The sequence below is a fragment of the Escherichia sp. WS338 genome (assembly GCF_046486405.1).
Taxonomy (GTDB): domain Bacteria; phylum Pseudomonadota; class Gammaproteobacteria; order Enterobacterales; family Enterobacteriaceae; genus Escherichia; species Escherichia coli.
This window is the reverse complement of the sequence record NZ_JBJQLL010000010.1, coordinates 60,650-77,769: the sequence shown is the minus strand read 5'-3', so window position 1 is coordinate 77,769 and position 17,120 is coordinate 60,650. Positions and strand designations below refer to the sequence as shown.

Genomic DNA, 17,120 nt, shown 5'->3' with positions numbered 1-17,120 from the left:
TTCGATGATGTTGCCGTTTCTGAAAGCGCCTGCCGATGCGCCATTAATGACTGATAAACATGAAATTGATGCCCGCTATCGCTACTGGCGTCGGCATATTCTGCTGACCATCTGGCTGGGTTACGCGCTGTTTTACTTCACGCGTAAAAGTTTTAACGCCGCCGTACCAGAAATCCTTGCTAACGGCGTGCTCAGCCGTAGCGATATTGGCCTGTTAGCGACCCTGTTTTACATTACCTACGGCGTGTCGAAGTTTGTCTCCGGCATTGTCAGCGATCGCTCAAATGCCCGTTATTTTATGGGGATAGGGCTTATTGCCACGGGCATCATCAACATTCTGTTTGGCTTCTCGACGTCGCTATGGGCGTTTGCCGTACTCTGGGTGCTGAACGCCTTTTTCCAGGGCTGGGGTTCACCGGTGTGTGCGCGTCTGTTAACCGCCTGGTATTCTCGTACCGAGCGCGGCGGTTGGTGGGCATTATGGAACACGGCGCATAACGTCGGCGGCGCACTCATTCCCATTGTGATGGCAGCGAGCGCGCTGCATTACGGCTGGCGTGCCGGGATGATGATTGCGGGTTGTATGGCGATCGTCGTGGGGATTTTTCTCTGCTGGCGGCTACGCGATCGCCCGCAGGCGTTAGGTTTACCAGCGGTCGGTGAATGGCGGCACGACGCGCTGGAGATAGCTCAACAACAAGAAGGGGCAGGGCTGACGCGTAAAGAGATCCTCACCAAATATGTGTTGCTGAATCCGTATATCTGGCTGCTTTCGTTTTGCTATGTGCTGGTCTATGTGGTCCGGGCGGCAATCAACGACTGGGGCAATTTGTATATGTCCGAGACGCTGGGCGTCGATCTGGTCACGGCGAATACGGCAGTGACGATGTTTGAACTGGGTGGATTTATCGGTGCGCTGGTAGCCGGTTGGGGCTCGGACAAATTGTTTAACGGCAACCGTGGGCCGATGAATTTGATTTTCGCCGCCGGAATTTTGCTTTCAGTCGGCTCGCTGTGGCTGATGCCATTTGCCAGCTACGTGATGCAGGCAACCTGCTTCTTCACCATTGGTTTTTTTGTCTTTGGCCCACAGATGTTAATCGGCATGGCGGCGGCAGAGTGTTCCCACAAAGAGGCGGCAGGGGCGGCGACGGGGTTTGTCGGCTTGTTTGCTTATCTGGGGGCGTCGCTTGCTGGTTGGCCACTGGCGAAAGTACTCGATACCTGGCACTGGAGCGGATTTTTTGTGGTTATCTCTATCGCCGCCGGGGTTTCCGCACTGCTGTTACTGCCCTTTTTGAACGCCCAGACACCGCGAGAAGCGTGATGCATCTCACCTTTTCACTTCATATCCGGCAAAACTAAGAAATTTTCCAGGTTTTGCCTGGACGCTATCTCAGGCCTGATTTGCTGCTGATTTTTACAATGCCATCATTCATTAATTCTTTCCCAAAATAATTCAAGTTGCAGGAACGCAGCAAACGCGTGAGTCCCGGGAGCATAGTGAACTATGTGACCGGGAGGAATGCGTGCAGCTAAGGCACCTGCGGCTTGAAGTATGAAGGGAAATCAGGAGTAACCCATGCTGGCTTTCCTAAACCAGGTTCGCAAGCCGACCCTGGACCTTCCGCTCGAAGTGCGGCGCAAAATGTGGTTCAAACCGTTCATGCAATCCTACCTGGTGGTCTTTATCGGCTACCTTACGATGTACCTGATTCGCAAGAACTTTAACATCGCGCAGAACGACATGATCTCGACCTACGGGTTGAGCATGACGCAGCTGGGGATGATCGGCCTGGGCTTCTCCATCACTTATGGCGTGGGTAAAACGCTGGTTTCTTACTACGCCGACGGCAAAAACACCAAACAATTCCTGCCGTTCATGCTGATCCTGTCTGCCATTTGTATGCTGGGCTTCAGTGCCAGTATGGGCAGCGGCTCGGTTAGCCTGTTCCTGATGATTGCCTTCTACGCCTTAAGCGGCTTTTTCCAGAGTACCGGCGGTTCGTGCAGTTACTCCACCATCACCAAATGGACGCCGCGTCGTAAACGCGGGACATTCCTCGGTTTCTGGAACATTTCTCACAACCTTGGTGGTGCAGGCGCAGCAGGTGTGGCGCTGTTCGGCGCAAATTACCTGTTCGATGGTCATGTCATCGGCATGTTTATTTTCCCGTCGATTATCGCGCTGATTGTTGGTTTTATCGGTCTGCGTTACGGCAGCGACTCCCCGGAATCTTATGGCCTCGGCAAAGCTGAAGAGCTGTTTGGCGAGGAGATCAGTGAAGAGGATAAAGAGACAGAATCTACCGATATGACCAAGTGGCAGATCTTTGTTGAGTATGTGCTGAAAAACAAAGTGATCTGGCTGCTGTGCTTTGCCAACATTTTCCTCTATGTGGTGCGTATTGGTATCGACCAGTGGTCAACCGTGTATGCGTTCCAGGAACTGAAACTCTCTAAAGCGGTGGCGATTCAGGGCTTTACGCTGTTTGAAGCTGGTGCGCTGGTCGGTACGCTGCTGTGGGGCTGGCTCTCTGACCTGGCGAACGGTCGCCGTGGCCTGGTGGCCTGTATCGCGCTGGCGCTGATTATCGCCACGCTCGGTGTGTATCAACACGCCAGCAACGAATATATCTACCTGGCTTCTCTCTTTGCGTTGGGTTTCCTGGTCTTTGGCCCGCAATTGTTGATTGGCGTGGCGGCTGTTGGCTTTGTACCTAAAAAAGCGATTGGCGCTGCCGATGGTATTAAAGGCACCTTCGCTTACCTGATTGGTGACAGCTTTGCCAAGTTAGGTCTGGGAATGATTGCCGATGGGACGCCGGTATTTGGCCTTACCGGCTGGGCAGGCACCTTCGCCGCGCTGGATATCGCCGCGATTGGTTGTATCTGCCTGATGGCGATAGTGGCGGTGATGGAAGAACGCAAAATCCGCCGCGAGAAAAAAATTCAGCAGTTGACAGTGGCATAAACGTAACTGGTGACTTTTGCCCGGCATGACGCCGGGCTTTTTTTTATTATTCCGTGACTTCCAGCGTAGTGAAGGCAAACTTCTCACCATCAAACAGCCCCTGACTGGTTAGTTTCAGCGCGGGGATCACTGGCAGGGAAAGAAACGCCATCTGAATAAACGGCTCATCTGGTAACGGACCGCATTCACGGGCGGCGGCTTTCAAGGTGTCAATTTGCTCCGCCAGTGACTGCGCCGTGTCGGTGCTCATTAGCCCGGCAATGGGCAACGGTAGATGACTTTGTACCTGGCCGTTACGGACCACGCACAGCCCGCCGCCATCCTGAATCACCTGATTGACCGCCAGCGCCATCTCTTCTGCGCTACGACCGATCACTACAATATTATGGCTGTCATGGCTGACCGTCGCAGCCAGCGCACCTTCATTCAGGCCAAAGCCGCCGAGCAAACCACAGGCCGGAGCCAGTCGTTGTCCGTAACGCTCAAGAACGGCAATAAAGCACACATCATCGCGATCAAAACCGTTTTCGCTGTAGACGCTGGAGCGGGAGTGCGTGATCAGTTCGTTATGGATTACCTCAATAACGCGATAGCGTTTTCCGGGGGTAAATTGCAGGGCAAAGTCGCTGGCGGAAACTGGCTGGCGATCAATGGTATTGCCATATGGCGGGGCGGATTGTGCCAGTCTCGCCGACTCTTCCGCCTGTAAGGTTTGTGCATCGATCGGCTCGCCTTTCACCAGTACCTGCTGCACCGTGACCTTACGCGCATCGCTCAACAGGACGATATCGGCCTGCTTGCCGGGTGCCAGTAAGCCGAGGTGATTCAGACCAAAATGGCGCGCCGTCGACCAGCTGGCTACGCGATATGCCACATGCAGCGGTACATTGTGTTGTTCGATCAGGCGGCGAATTAAGGCATCGATGTGTCCTTCATGGGCGATTTCCCACGGGTTACGGTCATCGGTACAGAGCATGCATTGCGGGCTGTTAAATTCGTTGATCAACGGTGCCAGCGCGTTGAGATTGCGGGCAGCGGACCCTTCGCGGATCATCAACGACATGCCGAGTTGTAATTTCCGGCGTCCTTCTTCCAGCTGATAACTTTCGTGGCAGTTTTCAATACCCGCAGCAATATAGGCGTTAAGTTCTTTACCACCCAAACCCGGGCAGTGACCGTCCAGCGTCAGGTGGCGAAATGCATCCAGTTTATCGAGCAGTGCATTCTGCCCGCTAATTACGCCAGGGTAGTCCATCATTTCTGCAAGGCCGGTAACCTGCGGATGGTCCCGCCAGGCGAGCATCTGTTCAAGGGTAAAACTGGCACCGTTAACATCGCAGCCTTCCAGGGCGGGTACGCAAGAGCTGACCTGCAAGTATTGGTTTTGCCTTGCCTGTTCGGCACAGCGGGCAAACCAGGCGAAACCGGCTTCGCCCATCACGTTGACGATTTCATGAGGGTCGCAAATAACGGTCGTCAGGCCGCGCGGCAGGGTAGCAGTTTCAAAGGTGACCGGCGTCATCATGCTGGATTCAATATGCAGGTGAGCATCAATAAACCCTGGCACCGCCGTTGCGCCGCGGGCATCAATCCGCTGCAAAGCCGGAGCATCAGCGTATTCTGCGCCAACACCGGCAATGTAACGTCCTTTAATCACAATTGGGCCGGAAATTTCTCCGCCATTGATCAGGTCGAGAATAGAGACATTATCAATAATATAATCGGCAACAGCGTCTCCACGGGAAACGGCTAACAATTCCTGGTATTCAGCCCGGCTAATGTGATGAAATTTATGGTTAATAGAATTATTCATATTTTTCTCATTTTGATTTTATCAATTTGATTATTATTTATCATAAAGAAACGTCGCGAGATTATTAAAGAATATCCATTAATGTGCAATTGAAATGTGATAATTATCACTGAACCGTTGTTGTCATTTGTTTTACAAAAGCAAGGGATTAAATCTCCTCCAATGGACAAAAAAATGAATAATGACAATACCGATTACGTGAGTAATGAATCAGGGACGCTTTCGCGATTATTTAAACTACCTCAGCATGGGACCACCGTCCGCACAGAATTGATTGCGGGGATGACCACTTTTTTAACCATGGTGTACATCGTTTTTGTGAACCCGCAAATCCTCGGTGCGGCACAAATGGACCCGAAAGTGGTGTTTGTTACCACCTGTTTGATTGCCGGTATCGGCAGTATTGCGATGGGGGTATTTGCTAACTTACCCGTGGCACTGGCTCCGGCAATGGGCCTGAACGCCTTCTTTGCCTTCGTGGTCGTGGGGGCGATGGGTATCTCCTGGCAGACCGGGATGGGCGCGATATTCTGGGGCGCAGTTGGGCTATTTTTGCTCACGCTGTTTCGTATCCGGTACTGGATGATCTCCAACATTCCATTAAGTTTACGTATTGGTATCACCAGCGGAATCGGATTATTTATCGCCTTAATGGGATTAAAAAATACTGGCGTTATTGTCGCCAATAAAGACACCCTGGTGATGATTGGCGATTTAAGTTCTCACGGCGTGTTGTTAGGTATTTTAGGGTTTTTTATTATAACTGTGTTGTCATCACGTCATTTTCATGCCGCGGTGCTTGTTTCTATTGTGGTGACGTCTTGCTGTGGATTATTTTTCGGTGATGTTCATTTTAGCGGCGTCTATTCCATTCCGCCTGATATTAGCAGCGTCATTGGTGAAGTGGATTTGAGCGGCGCGTTATCACTTGAACTCGCCGGTATCATTTTCTCCTTTATGCTGATCAACCTATTTGATTCATCAGGAACATTAATTGGTGTAACTGATAAAGCTGGCTTAATAGATAGTAACGGTAAATTCCCTAATATGAATAAGGCGCTGTATGTTGATAGCGTCAGTTCGGTGGCGGGTGCGTTTATCGGCACCTCGTCTGTTACCGCCTATATTGAAAGTACTTCTGGTGTGGCAGTCGGTGGTCGCACGGGGCTGACTGCGGTTGTGGTCGGCGTTATGTTCCTGTTGGTTATGTTCTTCTCACCGCTGGTGGCGATGGTTCCTCCTTACGCAACCGCCGGAGCGTTAATCTTTGTTGGCGTGTTGATGACCTCAAGTCTGGCGCGCGTTAACTGGGATGATTTTACCGAATCGGTACCTGCGTTTATTACCACGGTGATGATGCCCTTTACTTTCTCGATCACCGAAGGGATTGCACTCGGCTTTATGTCGTACTGCATCATGAAAGTGTGCACCGGGCGCTGGCGCGATCTGAACCTGTGTGTGGTGGTGGTCGCAGCTCTGTTTGCACTGAAGATTATTCTGGTGGATTAGTAACTGGCGAGGGTTTCCAGATATCATGAGTTCTGATTACGCAGGAGAACTCATGATCTGGATAATGCTCGCCACGCTGGCGGTAGTGTTTGTGGTTGGTTTTCGGGTGCTGACATCCGGGGCCAGAAAAGCGATTCGCCGTCTCAGCGATCGGCTGAACATCGATGTCGTACCCGTGGAGTCGATGGTCGATCAAATGGGAAAGTCAGCCGGTGACGAATTTTTACGTTATTTGCATCGTCCGGATGAGTCGCACCTGCAAAACGCCGCGCAGGTGTTGCTCATCTGGCAAATTGTCATTGTCGATGGTAGCGAACAGAACTTGCTGCAATGGCATCGGATTTTACAAAAAGCCCGCCTTGCCGCTCCCATTACCGATGCTCAGGTCAGGCTGGCGCTGGGTTTTCTGCGCGAAACCGAACCTGAAATGCAGGATATTAATGCTTTTCAGATGCGCTATAACGCGTTCTTTCAGCCTGCCGAGGGCGTTCACTGGCTGCATTAAAACCGCTTCGTCTTATCAGCCTACAGACCGCGCCTGACCTGTAGGGTGGATAAGGCGTTCACGCCGCATCCGGTAATCTTTGCCCTGTTCCGTTTCGATCTTAACTCCAGCTCAAGCAACATCGTAAAAGTTGCAAAAACGTTAAATGCATCACACATTTCAATGTTAGACTGGTCGGCTTTTCCCCTGAAACATGCCACGGGTAACACCATGAGTGAATTTATTGCTGAAAACCGCGGCGCGAATGCCATCACCCGACCGAACTGGTCAGCCGTTTTCTCGGTGGCGTTTTGCGTCGCCTGTCTGATTATCGTTGAGTTTTTGCCTGTCAGTTTGTTGACGCCAATGGCCCAGGATTTAGGCATTTCGGAAGGGGTTGCCGGCCAATCGGTGACCGTGACCGCCTTTGTGGCGATGTTTGCCAGTTTGTTTATTACCCAGACCATTCAGGCCACTGACCGCCGCTACGTTGTCATTCTGTTCGCCGTTTTGCTGACGCTTTCCTGTTTGCTGGTTTCCTTTGCCAACTCATTCAGTCTGCTGTTAATCGGTCGCGCCTGTCTGGGGGTGGCGCTGGGCGGGTTCTGGGCGATATCGGCGTCGCTGACCATGCGTCTGGTACCGCCGCGTACGGTGCCGAAGGCGCTGTCGGTGATCTTCGGCGCGGTTTCTATTGCGCTGGTGATTGCTGCGCCGTTGGGCAGTTTTTTAGGCGAGCTTATCGGTTGGCGCAATGTCTTTAATGCGGCGGCGGCGATGGGTGTGCTGTGTATTTTCTGGATTATCAAATCGCTGCCTTCGCTGCCAGGTGAACCTTCGCATCAGAAACAAAATACTTTCCGCTTATTACAACGTCCGGGAGTGATGGCCGGGATGATCGCCATCTTTATGTCCTTTGCCGGACAGTTTGCTTTTTTCACTTATATTCGCCCAGTGTATATGAATCTGGCGGGATTCGGTGTTGATGGCTTAACCCTGGTGCTGCTGAGTTTTGGTATCGCCAGCTTTGTCGGGACATCGCTTTCGTCGTTTATTCTCAAACGTTCGGTGAAACTGGCCTTAGCGGGCGCACCGTTTGTGCTCGCCCTGAGCGCGCTGGTACTGACGCTGTGGGGAAGCGATAAAATTGTTGCTACTGGTGTGGCGATTATCTGGGGGCTGACCTTTGCTTTAATTCCCGTTGGTTGGTCAACGTGGATCACTCGCTCATTGACCGATCAGGCAGAAAAGGCTGGATCTATTCAGGTGGCCGTTATTCAGCTTGCTAACACCTGCGGTGCGGCAATCGGCGGTTATGCGTTGGATAACATTGGTCTGACTTCGCCGCTGATGTTGTCCGGCACATTGATGTTGCTGACTGCATTGTTGGTGACTGCAAAGGTGAAAATGAAGAAATCCTGATATCAGGTAAAGAAGCGTTGGTCAGTGGTTGTTGCCGTTCTTACATATCCGGGCATTCTACCTTACCCAACGCTTCCCAATAATTGCTCTGATTATTACGTTCCATCGCCACGATGGCCTCGCGTATATGTTGTTTATTGTTTTCATCTGACAACATTAACTTTTCCCACGCTTCATCTGATAATGACGCCTGTGGCGTGCAAATTTTACGTAAATCTTGCAATACCGTGGTTTTCTCTTTTGCCGACTGTAGAGAACTGAATGGCGACTCGGCCTGAGAAATGGCTGGAAAAATCAGGAATACGGTAATCATGAGTAGCATCGTTGGCTTCATAGCGGCAACCTTCTGCAAATGTGCATCGAATGAAGCATAAGTGTAGTTTGCTTTTGCCGCTCTCATCATGCTGTACGAAAGGTGTTTGCGTGGTCAGTAAGAAGTGCCAGACTTTATATTCCACTTTTATTCCTTTTTATTCTTATCGATAGCGTTTCGTTTTTTAAACTGCAGCGACCTTACCGCTATAGTCAGGTAATCATTAATAAAAGGATAAAAAAATGAAACTGACAACACATCATCTACGGGCGGGGGCCGCATTATTACTGGCAGGAATTCTGCTGGCAGGTTGCGACCAGAGCAGCAGCGATGAAAAGCACATTAAAGTGGGCGTTATTAATGGCGCAGAACAAGATGTCGCGGAAGTCGCTAAAAAGGTGGCAAAAGAGAAATATGGCCTCGATGTTGAACTGGTAGGATTTAGCGGTTCGTTGCTACCGAACGATGCGACAAATCATGGCGAGCTTGATGCGAACGTCTTCCAGCATCGACCCTTTCTTGAACAAGATAATCAGGCGCATGGTTATAAACTGGTAGCGGTGGGAAATACGTTTGTCTTCCCCATGGCGGGTTATTCCAAAAAAATCAAAACCGTGGCGCAAATAAAAGAAGGCGCGACAGTGGCGATCCCCAACGACCCTACCAACCTTGGTCGCGCGCTTTTACTGTTGCAAAAAGAGAAGCTAATTACTCTGAAAGAGGGAAAAGGGTTACTACCTACCGCGCTGGATATAACCGATAATCCTCGTCATTTGCAGATTATGGAACTCGAGGGGGCGCAGCTCCCGCGCGTACTGGATGATCCCAAAGTTGATGTGGCGATTATCAGCACCACTTACATTCAGCAGACCGGACTTTCTCCGGTGCACGACAGCGTATTTATTGAAGATAAAAATTCGCCGTATGTGAACATTCTGGTAGCACGGGAAGATAATAAGAATGCAGAAAACGTGAAGGAATTTCTGCAATCTTATCAATCATCTGAAGTCGCTAAAGCGGCAGAAACCATCTTTAACGGTGGCGCGGTGCCTGGCTGGTAATTCTCACTCATCCCGCGCCGGACGATTTATTTTTCTGGCGCGGCGACGGGAATCCATTGAAATCAAAATCACTGATGACAGAATCAGAAGCGTTCCCAGCCAGTCCGGTAATGTGAATGTGATCCCCAGCAACAGCAAAGAGAGCAGCGCGCTACTTAATGGTTCTGCACAGCTCAAAATGCTGGCTTTTGGACCGCCAATTAATTGTGCTCCTTTCAGGTACAGACTAAATGTCAGGGACGTACCAATGACCACCAAATAAAAAAACGCCAGAATCAAACTGCCGTTAACGACAAAGTTTGTCCCTTGTCTGGCATAAAAAGGCAACAGAATCAGACCGCCGATCAGCATACTCCAGCCGACGACAGGCAACGTGCCATAGCGGGCAATCAGCGTTGAGGGATAGGTGGTATAGAATGCCGCAGCAAATGCCGAGGCAATGCCCCAGAATAACGCGGCAGGAGAGATCGATAATGACGTCGGATTACCGTGTGTCACCAGTAAAAAAGTCCCGACCAGCGATGTCAAAATAGCGCAAAAAACCAGAATGCCCGGGCGGGATTTACGCACCAGTGAGAACCAGGCGACGATAATCGTCGGTGAGAGGAATTGCAGCACCGTTGCCGTGGCAGCATTCGATTTTTCAATGGTCAGTAAAAAGGTGAGCTGTACGGTTAGCGCGCCAACCACGGAAAAAATCAGCAGACTAATGGCATCTTTGTGATTGTTAATAATAGAAAAGATTTTATCGCCATGAACAAATGACAGCGTCAGCAGAATCAAACCGGCGAATATCAAACGCGTCATAGTCAAAAACTGCGACGACATCTGGCTTTGCTCCATGATGTATTGCGCGCAGACCCCTGAACTTCCCCACAACACGGCGGCAATCAGAACGTTCAGCATCCCCTTTCTGGTGGAACCCATTTTTCCCTCTGCATACTGTTTTGTCTTTTCATCAATATACGTTAAGGATACCACTACCGATGACGGTGAGGGAGTAGAGTAATCAATCAGTTTTAGTGAATGGAGGAAATAATGACATATAACAATTATTCATATGGTATTTAAAAAAACTCAATATGAAATTTAATTATTTAATGTTCAATAACTCTATGGCTTTAGTATATTCATCAGGAATACCAATTGTAAAACAAGGTGCGGTATCGGTAGGTAGATTTTCTTTGTTATCATCATCCAGAACAGAAATAGAAAATTGTCGTTCAGGTGTTGATGTCGTGGTTATTAAAATGGTTGGATTAGGAAGAGAAACATATGTTGTATCATTTTTTAGTTTTATTTCTTTGATGTTTTCTTTGTTAATTTTATCAATCGTTTCAATAGAGAAAAAAGAATCATACCCCATTCGCAGTTCAATTTTATTATCGTTTTCGAATAAATAAATGGCATTATTGTTTTGAAGCAGATTGAATATATTGTTAGCGCAAGTTTGAGTTGCTAGCCAGGATGCCGCTGGATGACTCAAATTAATATGCGTGCTAAAGACTTTGACGCGACTACTTCTGTTTTTCTCTTTACTTTCAATTAAATGCCTAGCGCTTTTGGCTGCTTTACAAGTTCCATGCCCCACACGGCAAAAATAATCTCCTGAAAGGATACTTACAATCAGTATTACACCAATGACGACAGAAAAAATAGTTCCGATGAGTTTGATGATGACAATCCTTGTGCAGTGTTATTTTCACCATGGATTATAATGTTATAGTGAAATTATTGCGCATGTAATTTTTCTTTGATTGTTTTAACATCACATTTATGCACTTCTTCATCTTTGTAGCAGGTAAAAGCCATATATGGATGGCTGGTGTCCGGTGCAGATAAAATGCAACTTATTCTTGATAGCTTGAAAAAAAGAGAGGTTTTTTTGAGTGACGGTTGATAGTCGGTGGCAAGGAAGACGTTTTCGTACACTCGGCAAGAAAAACGAATCACTCTGTCATACTACCAGATACATCAGCAGGGTCAGGTTGCTCAGAAATAAGCAGGATGGGGATCACTGAAGAGGCATTTTGGCGATCACAGGAGTCGCATTTGATGGTTAAGTTATTGATTTAATGTTTATATTTTGAACTTGATAAATGAGTAACCCCATAAGTACCCCCAAATGGTTTTGCGTATGGCGTTTGGGGGGATTCCGGGCTACTTTTTCGACTCTTTATTCCACTGTAGCAAACCAGCGATATCCTTCTCGCCTTCGGCTTCTTTTAAGCGCCGTTGTTGTTCGGCAAACTGAACATACTCCGCCTGCGCTTTTTCATCGGCCATTTTCTTGCTGATTTTACCAGCGCCCTGTAGAACCTCTCGGTCGTTAAATTGCAGGAACTGATCCAGCTTATCCTGCCAGTCGCGCAAAAAGACTTGCTGACGACGACGGGCCTGATCCTCGGCAAAGTCCAGCCACATATTAACCACGCGATTAAGTTCGCTGACCTCATCCTGGGTGAGATAATTTTTTGCCACCGTCACGTCGCCCTTACGTACCTCTTCACCTTTATAACTGGTCAAGCCCATGTGCGGCTGGCTGGCATCTGCTCGTTTGTGGATGAGTTCCGCAGCGGTATGCCCGGTACAGGCAAAATGCAGTTTATTCTGGATGGTTTGAAAAAATTGCGTGGTTTCTTTAAGCGATGGCTGATAGTCGGCAGCTAAAGCAAAGATCTCCCGCACCCGCAAATATACCCGACGCTCGCTGGCGCGAATATCGCGGATGCGTTCAAGCATCTCATCAAAATAGTCGGGCACAACCGATGAACCGACAGGCGGATTCTTCAGCCGCTCATCGTCCATCACAAAACCTTTGATCAGGTATTCCTGAAGCGTCTGGGTGGCCCACTGGCGGAATTGCGTGCCTCGAGGCGAGCGAACGCGATAGCCGACAGCGAGAATGGCTTCGAGGTTGTAATGGTCTATCTCTCTGGAAACCTGACGTTTTCCTTCCTGGCGAACTATCCGGAATTTCCGGATGGTTGAGTTTTGAACAAGTTCACCTTCGGAAAATATATTGATTAAATGTTCGTTAATAGTGCGAACATCTTTATCGTACAGTTCAGCCATTGCCGCCTGAGATAACCAGATTGTGTCTGACTCAAAGCGACATTCAACACGCACTCTTCCGTCACCGCTGGCAAACATAATAAACTCGCCTGCTGGGGGCTGGGTTAAGTCTTTGTCTGACATGTCGCCTCCGAAGGAGTGTTGTTGACGTCGGGAGAGTTCAGGAGAGGCATTTTGGCGGAAGATCACAGGAGTCGAACCTGCCCGGGACCGCTGGCGGCCCCAACTGGATTTGAAGTCCAGCCGCCTCACCGGAGACGACGATCTTCCGCGCCTCGATTGCTACATGGAGGCGGGGCGCATTATAGCTACTTCCTTGAGTTTCTACATCCCCCAGATCAGTTTTTTCCGCCTAATACACGCAGCGTATTATCACGAAAACATTATAGTTCATATAAAACTCATATTTTACAATGATATATGAGCGAAATTAACGCTACCACGATCACATAAAACAAGAATCATAAATTAATAACCAGATATCGGAATATTCGCTCTCGCAGGGATGGTTTACAAAATGCGTTATCGGTCTCAGCACCCCTATAGCATCAAGGAAAAGCAGATGAAGAGTGAAGTGTTGTCCGTTAAAGAGAAAATTGGTTATGGCATGGGAGACGCCGCCAGCCACATTATTTTCGATAACGTAATGTTATATATGATGTTCTTTTATACCGATATTTTTGGCATTCCTGCCGGATTTGTCGGAACCATGTTTTTGGTCGCTCGTGCACTGGATGCGATTTCCGATCCTTGCATGGGGTTGTTGGCCGATCGAACGCGCTCTCGCTGGGGTAAATTTCGTCCGTGGGTACTGTTTGGCGCACTGCCATTTGGGATCGTCTGTGTACTGGCCTATAGCACGCCAGATCTCAGTATGAACGGAAAAATGATTTATGCAGCAATTACTTACACCCTACTTACCTTACTTTATACCATCGTTAATATCCCTTACTGCGCATTGGGTGGTGTAATCACCAATGACCCGACTCAGCGTATCTCGCTGCAATCCTGGCGTTTTGTGCTGGCGACCGCGGGAGGCATGCTCTCTACTGTGCTGATGATGCCGCTGGTTAATTTAATTGGTGGTGATAATAAACCACTCGGTTTCCAGGGCGGTATCGCGGTCCTTTCCGTGGTGGCATTCATGATGCTGGCATTCTGTTTCTTCACCACTAAAGAACGCGTTGAAGCACCACCTACAACGACGTCTATGCGGGAAGATTTACGTGATATCTGGCAAAACGACCAGTGGCGTATTGTCGGTTTCCTGACCATTTTCAATATTCTGGCGGTATGCGTACGCGGCGGGGCGATGATGTATTACGTCACATGGATTTTGGGTACGCCGGAAGTGTTTGTCGCTTTTCTTACCACTTATTGCGTGGGTAACCTGATTGGTTCCGCACTGGCGAAACCGCTGACCGACTGGAAATGTAAAGTCACTATCTTCTGGTGGACGAACGCCCTGCTGGCAGTGATTAGCCTGGCGATGTTCTTTGTTCCTATGCAGGCCAGCATCACCATGTTTGTCTTCATCTTCGTGATTGGTGTGTTGCATCAACTGGTGACACCTATCCAGTGGGTAATGATGTCCGATACCGTCGATTACGGCGAGTGGTGCAATGGTAAACGCCTGACCGGGATCAGTTTTGCTGGCACGCTGTTTGTGCTCAAGCTGGGGTTGGCCTTCGGCGGCGCTCTTATCGGCTGGATGCTGGCTTATGGCGGATATGATGCGGCAGAAAAAGCGCAGAACAGCGCCACGATTAGCATCATTATCGCGCTATTCACGATTGTTCCGGCGATCTGTTACTTGCTGAGCGCGATTATCGCTAAACGCTACTACTCACTCACGACGCACAATCTGAAAACCGTTATGGAACAGCTGGCTCAGGGCAAACGCCGTTGCCAGCAACAATTCACCTCTCAAGAAGTGCAGAACTAAGGAACGGCAATGAAAATTAGCGACGGAAACTGGTTGATTCAACCTGGCCTCAATTTGATTCACCCGCTTCAGGTGTTCGAGGTTGAACAGCAGGGTAATGAAATGGTGGTCTATGCTGCCCCCCGTGATGTGCGTGAACGTACCTGGCAGCTTGATACACCTTTATTTACGCTGCGCTTTTTCTCCCCACAGGAAGGTATTGTTGGTGTACGGATTGAGCATTTTCAGGGGGCGCTGAATAACGGTCCTCATTATCCGCTCAATATTTTGCAGGATGTGAAGGTCACAATCGAAAACACAGAACGTTATGCTGAGTTTAAAAGTGGCAACTTAAGCGCGCGTGTCAGCAAAGGTGAGTTCTGGTCACTGGATTTTCTGCACAACGGCGAACGTATTACCGGTAGTCAGGTGAAAAATAATGGCTACGTGCAGGACACGAATAGTCAACGAAATTATATGTTTGAGCGGCTGGATCTTGGCGTTGGCGAAACAGTTTACGGTCTGGGAGAGCGCTTTACTGCACTGGTGCGCAATGGCCAGACGGTAGAGACCTGGAACCGGGACGGCGGCACAAGTACTGAACAGGCGTATAAAAATATTCCGTTCTATATGACTAACCGTGGTTATGGGGTACTGGTCAATCATCCTCAATGCGTCTCTTTTGAAGTGGGATCGGAGAAAGTCTCCAAAGTGCAGTTCAGCGTTGAGAGTGAATATCTCGAATACTTTGTTATCGACGGCCCGACGCCGAAAGCGGTACTTGATCGTTATACCCGTTTTACTGGTCGTCCGGCGCTGCCGCCCGCGTGGTCCTTCGGCCTGTGGCTAACCACTTCATTTACCACCAACTACGACGAAGCGACGGTAAACAGCTTTATCGATGGTATGGCGGAACGCAATCTGCCACTGCATGTTTTCCACTTTGACTGTTTCTGGATGAAAGCCTTCCAGTGGTGCGATTTTGAGTGGGACCCGCTGACTTTCCCGGACCCGGAAGGGATGATCCGCCGCCTGAAAGCGAAAGGGCTAAAAATCTGCGTCTGGATTAACCCCTATATCGGGCAAAAATCCCCTGTCTTTAAAGAGTTACAAGAGAAAGGCTATTTACTCAAACGCCCGGACGGTTCGTTATGGCAGTGGGATAAATGGCAGCCAGGTCTGGCGATTTATGACTTTACCAATCCGGATGCCTGCAAATGGTACGCCGACAAACTGAAAGGTCTGGTCGCGATGGGCGTTGATTGCTTTAAGACCGACTTTGGCGAACGTATTCCAACCGATGTTCAATGGTTTGATGGTTCCGAGCCGCAGAAAATGCATAACCATTATGCGTACATCTACAACGAACTGGTGTGGAACGTGCTCAAGGACACCGTTGGTGAGGAAGAAGCCGTCTTGTTTGCCCGCTCGGCCTCCGTCGGTGCGCAGAAATTCCCGGTACACTGGGGTGGTGACTGTTACGCTAACTACGAATCAATGGCGGAAAGCCTGCGCGGTGGTTTGTCTATTGGCCTTTCAGGTTTTGGCTTCTGGAGCCACGATATCGGCGGCTTTGAAAATACCGCTCCGGCGCACGTTTACAAACGCTGGTGCGCGTTTGGTTTGCTCTCCAGCCATAGCCGTTTACATGGCAGCAAATCTTATCGTGTGCCGTGGGCCTACGATGATGAGTCCTGTGATGTGGTGCGCTTCTTCACGCAACTGAAATGCCGCATGATGCCGTATCTGTATCGTGAAGCTGCACGTGCAAACGCGCGGGGTACGCCGATGATGCGGGCCATGATGATGGAGTTCCCGGATGATCCGGCTTGTGATTACCTTGACCGTCAATACATGTTAGGCGACAACGTGATGGTTGCGCCTGTGTTCACTGAAGCGGGCGATGTGCAGTTCTACCTGCCGGAAGGTCGCTGGACACACCTGTGGCACAACGATGAACTCGACGGTAGTCGCTGGCATAAACAGCAGCACAGCTTCCTGAGTCTGCCCGTTTATGTGCGTGATAGCACCCTACTGGCGCTGGGCAACAACGATCAACGTCCCGATTACGCGTGGCACGAAGGTACGGCATTCCACCTCTTTAATCTGCAAGACGGGCATGAAGCCGTCTGTGAAGTGCCCGATGCTGACGGTTCGGTGATCTTTACTTTAAAAGCAGCACGTACTGGCAACACGATTACTGTGACTGGTACGGGCGAGGCGAAGAACTGGACACTGTGCTTGCGCAATATTGTGAAAGTAAATGGTCTGCAAGGCGGTTCGCAGGCTGAAAGTGAGCAGGGACTGGTGGTGACTCCTCAAGGGAATGCGCTGACAATTACGTTGTAATCTATTGAAGAATGCCGGATACGAATGGTTTTGTGTCGTATCCGGTAAATAATCTCACATCTGGTAATAAATATTTCTTCCATCGTATTTGCGAGCATGATCACGATTATTCATCACGAAAATGTGATCTGTGCTGAAAAATATCCCTTAACCGCCTTGCTTTGTTTTATCACTGTCCGGATTACGGACAGATTTT

The 17,120-nt window shown here is 49.4% G+C and carries 13 protein-coding genes and 1 tRNA gene; 8 read left to right on the top strand and 6 right to left on the bottom strand.

What is annotated here, in order from left to right; translation table 11 throughout:
• Nucleotides 1–7 precede the first annotated feature (7 nt).
• Nucleotides 8–1,327, top strand: coding sequence for an MFS transporter family glucose-6-phosphate receptor UhpC (uhpC, locus tag ACJHWT_RS11505; protein ID WP_001696326.1), 1,320 nt, complete (start codon nucleotides 8–10; stop codon nucleotides 1,325–1,327).
• 255 nt (nucleotides 1,328–1,582) lie between these two features.
• A complete protein-coding gene (gene uhpT / locus ACJHWT_RS11500; protein WP_000879194.1) occupies nucleotides 1,583–2,974 on the top strand; it encodes a hexose-6-phosphate:phosphate antiporter in 1,392 nt (463 codons plus the stop codon).
• 46 nt (nucleotides 2,975–3,020) lie between these two features.
• On the opposite strand, the gene adeD is transcribed toward uhpT, so the two are convergent.
• Complete coding sequence (gene adeD, locus ACJHWT_RS11495; protein ID WP_001065682.1) at nucleotides 3,021–4,787, bottom strand: adenine deaminase; 1,767 nt, start codon at nucleotides 4,785–4,787, stop codon at nucleotides 3,021–3,023.
• Between the two features lie 174 nt (nucleotides 4,788–4,961).
• Between adeD and adeQ the strand changes: the two genes are divergently transcribed.
• The 3 genes from adeQ (at nucleotide 4,962) to nepI (ending at nucleotide 8,202) form a co-directional block, all read left to right on the top strand.
• A complete protein-coding gene (gene adeQ, locus ACJHWT_RS11490) occupies nucleotides 4,962–6,296 on the top strand; it encodes an adenine permease AdeQ (RefSeq protein WP_001696325.1) in 1,335 nt (444 codons plus the stop codon).
• Between the two features lie 52 nt (nucleotides 6,297–6,348).
• Nucleotides 6,349–6,801 carry a DUF1198 domain-containing protein gene (locus ACJHWT_RS11485; RefSeq protein ID WP_001295241.1) on the top strand — a complete coding sequence of 151 codons (453 nt, stop codon included), beginning with the start codon at nucleotides 6,349–6,351 and terminating at the stop codon, nucleotides 6,799–6,801.
• Nucleotides 6,802–7,011: 210 nt separating this feature from the next.
• A complete protein-coding gene (gene nepI, locus ACJHWT_RS11480; protein ID WP_001696324.1) occupies nucleotides 7,012–8,202 on the top strand; it encodes a purine ribonucleoside efflux pump NepI in 1,191 nt (396 codons plus the stop codon).
• A 40-nt stretch (nucleotides 8,203–8,242) separates the two neighbouring features.
• On the opposite strand, the gene yicS is transcribed toward nepI, so the two are convergent.
• Complete coding sequence (yicS, locus tag ACJHWT_RS11475) at nucleotides 8,243–8,536, bottom strand: protein YicS (RefSeq protein WP_001297978.1); 294 nt, start codon at nucleotides 8,534–8,536, stop codon at nucleotides 8,243–8,245.
• 221 nt (nucleotides 8,537–8,757) lie between these two features.
• On the opposite strand from yicS, the gene nlpA reads away from it, so the two are divergent.
• Complete coding sequence (gene nlpA / locus ACJHWT_RS11470; protein WP_000779405.1) at nucleotides 8,758–9,576, top strand: lipoprotein NlpA; 819 nt, start codon at nucleotides 8,758–8,760, stop codon at nucleotides 9,574–9,576.
• Nucleotides 9,577–9,579: 3 nt separating this feature from the next.
• Here nlpA and ACJHWT_RS11465 read toward each other — a convergent pair whose 3' ends face one another.
• The 4 genes from ACJHWT_RS11465 to ACJHWT_RS11450 form a co-directional block, all read right to left on the bottom strand.
• Nucleotides 9,580–10,503, bottom strand: coding sequence for a carboxylate/amino acid/amine transporter (locus ACJHWT_RS11465; protein WP_000535959.1), 924 nt, complete (start codon nucleotides 10,501–10,503; stop codon nucleotides 9,580–9,582).
• Between the two features lie 166 nt (nucleotides 10,504–10,669).
• On the bottom strand, nucleotides 10,670–11,167 hold the full coding sequence (locus tag ACJHWT_RS11460) for a hypothetical protein (RefSeq protein WP_000509808.1): 498 nt from the start codon (nucleotides 11,165–11,167) through the stop codon (nucleotides 10,670–10,672).
• A gap of 569 nt (nucleotides 11,168–11,736) precedes the next feature.
• Complete coding sequence (locus tag ACJHWT_RS11455; protein ID WP_001280586.1) at nucleotides 11,737–12,774, bottom strand: virulence RhuM family protein; 1,038 nt, start codon at nucleotides 12,772–12,774, stop codon at nucleotides 11,737–11,739.
• 52 nt (nucleotides 12,775–12,826) lie between these two features.
• Nucleotides 12,827–12,921: transfer RNA gene (locus tag ACJHWT_RS11450), tRNA-Sec, on the bottom strand.
• Between the two features lie 292 nt (nucleotides 12,922–13,213).
• Here ACJHWT_RS11450 and ACJHWT_RS11445 point away from each other — a divergent pair.
• Nucleotides 13,214–14,596: a glycoside-pentoside-hexuronide family transporter gene (locus ACJHWT_RS11445; protein WP_000834421.1), complete on the top strand. Its 1,383-nt coding sequence runs from the start codon at nucleotides 13,214–13,216 to the stop codon at nucleotides 14,594–14,596.
• A gap of 9 nt (nucleotides 14,597–14,605) precedes the next feature.
• Entirely contained in the window at nucleotides 14,606–16,924 is a 2,319-nt protein-coding gene (gene yicI / locus ACJHWT_RS11440) for an alpha-xylosidase (RefSeq protein ID WP_000702930.1), read from the top strand.
• The last annotated feature ends 196 nt before the right edge of the window (nucleotides 16,925–17,120 follow it).